A 5,626-nucleotide genomic window follows, 5' to 3' on the forward strand; every position below is an offset into this window, starting at 1 on the left:
ATGATACCCTCTTCAGTCACACCTACCCGATAAGTTAAATCTTGAGGATAGCTGGAGGTTTTATTCCAACTGTCACCAATTTTCTCAGACACCTTGCCTTTCAAATCGTTAATGACAGCGCTGTCAGTAATTTCTGGACCTAGGGTAATCTTACCCATATAACCATTCCAAGGACTGATTTCGAGAATCCCTTCGTCTTCCCCTTGTTTAAATAACACCTGAAACTGAGCAATAGGTTCTTGGGTAGCAATATTGCCTGTAGTTGTGGTGTAGAGCAATTCAGGTAGGGGGGTTTGCTCTGCCCCATCCAAGGGTGTGCCCTTAACGGGTTTGTAGCCTAAAATCGCGCCATCTCTGCCAACACTAACCTGATAGTTTAAATTCCCAGCAAACTGTTCCCGGTTGCCCCAAGTTCGAAAAATTCGCTTTTGCAGGCTTCTTTGTATATAGCGCAACTCTGTGGGATCAGTAATTTCTGGTGCAGTTGTGAGCACTTTTTCGAGCTCCTCAATGGAGAGTGGTGTTCCCTTTGGTGTTGGTGTTGGTGTTACCTGAGGCTCACTCTCCCCAGTTGGGGTAGTGGTTTCATTGGCATTTTCCTGTGATAAGGAAGGTTCGGGTTCCCGTACTTCTGGAATCGGTACAAAGAAAAATGCGATCGCAGCTAGAGCCAAACTTGCCATGCCCAGTGCAGCGGGGGCAGTACGCTCGGTTACGGGTTTTTCAGCTTGGCGATAGTGCTTAGAAACGGGCTGCAACGAAACACTAATATCTGGTAGGGTTCGTCCATCAGCCAAAAACTGGTCAATCGCTTCAACCAAGTCAAACAACTGCACTGTGTTCAAATCTACATGGAGACCTTTCCCTGAGTTGGGAGTATCTAGCAGTGTCAGTCGATGCAAATTCTTGTCCTCGACTTTCTGCAGATGCACCTTAGCTGGTTTCTCACCATGGGGTTGTGGGTGAGGCACTTTAGACAAAAATTGCTGAGCATAGCTGCTTACACTATGTACCAAGTCCTCAAAAAAATCCCGCCCACCACTGAGGGGTTGGTTCATAGCCCCTAAATGGCATTCCGCATTAGTTAGAGTTGTCAGCAATGGTCGGGGATCTGGCTGTAACCCACCCCCTGTGGTACTATTACTCCAACCCTCGAGGATAAGGGTACAGTTGGGAAGACTGTACTGGCGTCGAATTGTCATCGGCTGTTCCTGCTGAAAAATCCCCTTCAACCTCTTAGACTAGCATTGAGGGGAATGGGTAATGGGTAATGAATAATGGATAATTAATAATGGGTAATTGATAATGGCTAATTGATAAGTCAGTTGACTATTACTTGATAATTGATGGCATGTCGATAGTCAGCAACACCAACGTTCAAGACAATTCCCCATCAAACAGACTAGTCCATAATCTTTGTCTTCCAGAAGTGCCTGTACAGAACAGAAGCTCACTCAATAGAGAAATTGCCAGTTGATTCAACTTTTCTTCAGAGTTATAGGCAGCAACTTTAGAGCGACGGGGATTCATCCGGCTGCGAAAATGAGCCTGGAACCTTTCCAAATACTTAGATAGGCGAAAATGTTGTTCTAGAGGTACCTGCTTTTCCAGCAGTTGTTCATAAGCCGTCAACAACTGCCGAATCAGAACGGTCATTCGGCGTGCCATATGACTAGCAATCACCACTAAAGCCTTAGCTTCTTCTGGAGTTAGAGGACGTCGTGTGTAAGAGCGCCGCCAGGGATTGGTAGAGCGCATACGCCACAGGACAACACGATTTTTAATAATGTCCTGAAGTTCCAGCTCTCTAGCCGCCAATAGCATCGCCTCAGAACCTCCCAGTTCGAGAGCTTCAATGGCGAGTAAAATTAGGTCAATATGTAACCGAGTTCGTGGTGGACAGCCCTGAGCTGGAATCCTGAAATCAGGTAGGCTATCTAAAATAATTGGCTTTGACTGGGAAGCAGGACTATTGGTCAGCATTACGGTCTATCGAAAGATTCACTCTCCTTGCGCTTATCCTAACAGTGAAAACCTATTGAATAGATTTGTTCCAAGGAATTACCCAAGGTTCAGCTTTCTAGTGTACGCTTTTACAGAACGGGAATGGCAAGCTATAGTTTGAGTCAAACCCCATTGATAACTAAGTTCACCTACCGATGGATTTAAAATCTCTGATTCGCGATATCCCTGACTTTCCTAAACCAGGGATTGTATTTAGGGATATCACTACCCTCCTGAGAAATCCAGAAGGACTTCGCTACACTATCGATACCTTAGCTCAAAAGTTTCAGCAAGCAGGAGTAGGCGCTGATTACGTTGTGGGTATGGAGTCTCGTGGTTTTATATTTGGACCACCCATAGCTTACCAACTGGGGGCTGGGTTTGTCCCAGTGCGCAAACCAGGTAAGCTACCAGCAGCGGTATACTCGGCTGAGTATGACCTAGAATACGGCACAGATACGTTGGAAGTCCATCAAGATGCTTTCACACCTAACTCCCAGGTTGTGATTATTGATGATTTAATTGCTACCGGAGGAACGGCAGCCGCTACAGTCAAGCTGGTAGAACAAGCAGGCGGTCAAGTGGTAGGTCTTGGCTTTATCATCGAATTACGGGATTTAGGTGGACGTCAGCAACTGCCTGATGTACCCCTGATCACCCTGGTTGACTATTAGCTAGTCCGCGAGAAGCCCCGCGCTCTACCTGACAAGGTGAGCGTCGGGATGATAGTGGGGCAATGGAGTGAAACGGAATTGCCAATTAAGTTAAGTATTTTTTGGTTCAGGGAAACGAGCTATTAAGCTTCTTAACAACTCGGATGGAGTCATTCCCCTCCGGTCGGCTTCCTGTTTTAACTGCTGTTTTTCAAAATTAGTCATTCTAATTACAAAACGTTGATCTTTCATTTTTGGCTTGACAATTGTTACAACACATGTTACATTCATGATAGGTCGAAAAACGGGAGATAGCAACAGTGAGATCAGCTTACCAGTACCGATTGAGATTGACAAAAACACAAGAAGCAGAAGTAGAAAAATGGCTTGATCTTCTGCGCCACCAATACAACTACTTGCTCGCTGATCGGTTCAGTTGGTACGAGCAAAATCGCTGTTCTATCAATTCCTGTCCTTTGGTGTGTCATTTACCAGAATTAAGAAACAATCCTGATTATTTTTCTCAAAAAAAGACTCTACCTCAATTAAAAAAAGATAGACCCTGGTACGGTGCAGTTCAGTCTCAAGTCTTGCAGGACTGCGTAAAAAGAGTAGACCTAGCCTTTAAACGTTTTATAAAAGGTGACAGTAACGGTAAAAAGAGTGGTAAGCCAAGATTTAAAGGTAAAAATAGATACAAGTCTTTTACTTTCCCTGCTCTTTCCAAGAATCCTATAAATGGCAGTATCTTAACGCTTCCTAAATTCGGCAAAGTTAAGATGATATACCATCGATCTATTCCCAAAGGTTTTAAGGTTAAAACAGCTACTATAACTCGAAAAGCTGACGGATATTACGTTACGTTATCAATCCAAGATGATTCTGTCCCGGATATTATCCCAATAGATAGTGTCACTAATCCTGTCGGGATAGACATGGGGCTCAAATTTTTCTTGATTAAGTCTGACGGTACAGAGGTGCCCATTCCTCAGTACTATCGAAAGGCTCAGAAACAACTTATAAAAATCCAGAAAGCTGTTAGTAGATCTAAAAAAGGTAGTAACAATAGAAAGAAAGCTGTCATCAAACTAGGGAAGGCTCACAAAAAGGTAGCTGATACCAGAAAAGACTTTCATTTTAAAACAGCGAAAGGGCTACTAGACAATCATGACTTAGTCGCTCACGAAAAGTTAAATATCAAAGGGTTGGCCAAGACGAAATTGGCCAAGTCCGTCCTAGATGCTGGTTGGGGTCAATTCCTGTCTATCTTGTCAACCAAAGCCGAAAATGCTGGGTTGGTCACAGTCGCAGTTAATCCTCGAAATACTAGTCAAAACTGTTCCAATTGTGGCAAAAAAGTCCCAAAGAAACTAAAAGACCGCGTTCATTCTTGTCCTCACTGTGGATACACGGCAGACAGGGATGTAAATGCGGCAATCAATGTATTGAATTTGGCGGTAGGGCATTCCGTCAGTAGTAAAGCTTGCCGAGCAACCGAAGGAATACCTGGTGTTGGCAAGAAGCCCGCGTTGTCCCGCTAGGGCAACGTCGGGAGTATGTCACTTAATCATTAGAGTTAACCATTACTTATTAGTAATGACGAATGACTAATAACTAAAGACTATTAGATGACTTCTTCTACTAGAGATTCTAGCATTATCAATCGGTTTGATGGGGCTTGGCATAGACTAAAACTTCTGGTCACCAGTGAGACCTTTCTGTACGTAGTTAAGCGACTGTTGCAGGGTCTTTTGACCTTGCTGTTGGCATCTGCTCTAAGTTTTGCCATTATTCAGCTTGCACCGGGAGATTTTCTGGATACCCTCAGGCAAAATCCCAAAATTTCTCCGGAACGAATCGAGGAACTCAAGGAGCAATTTGGTTTAGATCAGCCAGCAATTATTCAGTATTGGCGTTGGCTAGTACGAGTTGTGACCAAATTTGACTTTGGTACCAGTTTCGCTTACTTCCGTCCGGTGTCGTCTTTGTTATTAGAACGGATACCAGCAACCTTACTCTTAGCCGTAGCCTCAATCTTTATTACTTGGACGATCGCAATTCCTCTAGGTATTCTGGCTGCTGTTAATCAGAATCGCACCACTGACCGATTCCTACAAGTCATTAGCTACACAGGTCAGGGTTTCCCCAGCCTAATCACTGCTCTGTTGCTGCTCATACTCGCCCAGAATCTTTCCCCCTTAGTTCCTGTCGGTAGTATGACCAGTATCAATCATGATGATTTATCCCCCATTGGTAAGGTTTTGGATATTGGCTGGCATATGATTTTGCCAACTATTGCTTTATCGATTACTAGTTTTGCAGGTCTACAGCGAATTACTAGGGGTGAATTGCTGGATGTGCTACGGCAAGACTATATTCAGACAGCTCGTGCTAAGGGACTGCCAGAAAATCGAGTGATCTATGTCCATGCTTTGCGCAATGCTATTAATCCTCTGATTACCATCCTTGGCTTTGAGTTTGCTTCTCTACTCAGTGGATCATTTATTGCTGAAATTTTCTTCAACTGGCCAGGTTTAGGTCGTTTGATTTTACAGGCGGTAACTGCTCAAGACCTCTATCTGGTAATGGGAAGCTTGATGATGGGAGCTACAATGCTGATTTTGGGGAATTTGTTAGCAGACTTGCTGCTGAAAGTGGTTGATCCTCGCATTCGTCTAGAAGATTTAAAATAGTTAATGGCTAATAAAGTGTGAAGCATGAAGGATGAAGTGTGAAGTGGGAAGGATTAACTCACTGTTTCCTTTTCAGAAGTTCGCTTTTGACGTCAATTTTTATATAAAACCAAAATCGAATAAAACCTTTTATTAAATCAGTAAAAAAAACTGAAACTATTCTCCATCCTGCCTTCTGGCTTCTGCCTTCTGTCTTGCTGTAAGGACGTGACTCAAGACTATTTTCAAAATGTTCACCCAAATTCATTATGTGATTCTTTCTAGAAAGAACGGTCG

Annotated in this window: 7 protein-coding genes; 3 read left to right on the plus strand and 4 right to left on the minus strand. The window is 43.6% G+C overall.

Annotated elements, in window-relative coordinates:
* Positions 1 to 1,202: DUF4335 domain-containing protein (locus F6K52_RS31285; protein ID WP_293088113.1), on the minus strand; the 1,202-nt coding region annotated here is incomplete at its 3' end.
* Between the two features lie 175 nt (positions 1,203 to 1,377).
* Positions 1,378 to 1,983, minus strand: a complete 606-nt coding sequence (locus tag F6K52_RS31290; RefSeq protein ID WP_293088115.1) for a DUF3038 domain-containing protein — start codon at positions 1,981 to 1,983, stop codon at positions 1,378 to 1,380.
* A gap of 176 nt (positions 1,984 to 2,159) precedes the next feature.
* Here F6K52_RS31290 and F6K52_RS31295 point away from each other — a divergent pair, with 176 nt between their 5' ends.
* Positions 2,160 to 2,678 (plus strand): adenine phosphoribosyltransferase, encoded by a 519-nt coding sequence (locus tag F6K52_RS31295; RefSeq protein ID WP_293088117.1) that lies wholly within the window; start codon positions 2,160 to 2,162, stop codon positions 2,676 to 2,678.
* A gap of 90 nt (positions 2,679 to 2,768) precedes the next feature.
* Here F6K52_RS31295 and F6K52_RS31300 read toward each other — a convergent pair whose 3' ends face one another.
* Positions 2,769 to 2,882 carry a CopG family transcriptional regulator gene (locus tag F6K52_RS31300; RefSeq protein WP_293088120.1) on the minus strand — a complete coding sequence of 38 codons (114 nt, stop codon included), beginning with the start codon at positions 2,880 to 2,882 and terminating at the stop codon, positions 2,769 to 2,771.
* Positions 2,883 to 2,977: 95 nt separating this feature from the next.
* Here F6K52_RS31300 and F6K52_RS31305 point away from each other — a divergent pair, with 95 nt between their 5' ends.
* Positions 2,978 to 4,198: a transposase gene (locus F6K52_RS31305; RefSeq protein ID WP_293088122.1), complete on the plus strand. Its 1,221-nt coding sequence runs from the start codon at positions 2,978 to 2,980 to the stop codon at positions 4,196 to 4,198.
* Positions 4,199 to 4,285: 87 nt separating this feature from the next.
* Positions 4,286 to 5,350 (plus strand): ABC transporter permease, encoded by a 1,065-nt coding sequence (locus F6K52_RS31310; RefSeq protein WP_293088124.1) that lies wholly within the window; start codon positions 4,286 to 4,288, stop codon positions 5,348 to 5,350.
* 58 nt (positions 5,351 to 5,408) lie between these two features.
* Here F6K52_RS31310 and F6K52_RS31315 read toward each other — a convergent pair.
* The coding region (locus tag F6K52_RS31315) for a hypothetical protein (protein WP_293088126.1) at positions 5,409 to 5,626 on the minus strand (218 nt) is incomplete at its 5' end.

This window comes from Moorena sp. SIO3H5 (genome assembly GCF_010692395.1).
GTDB lineage: Bacteria > Cyanobacteriota > Cyanobacteriia > Cyanobacteriales > Coleofasciculaceae > Moorena.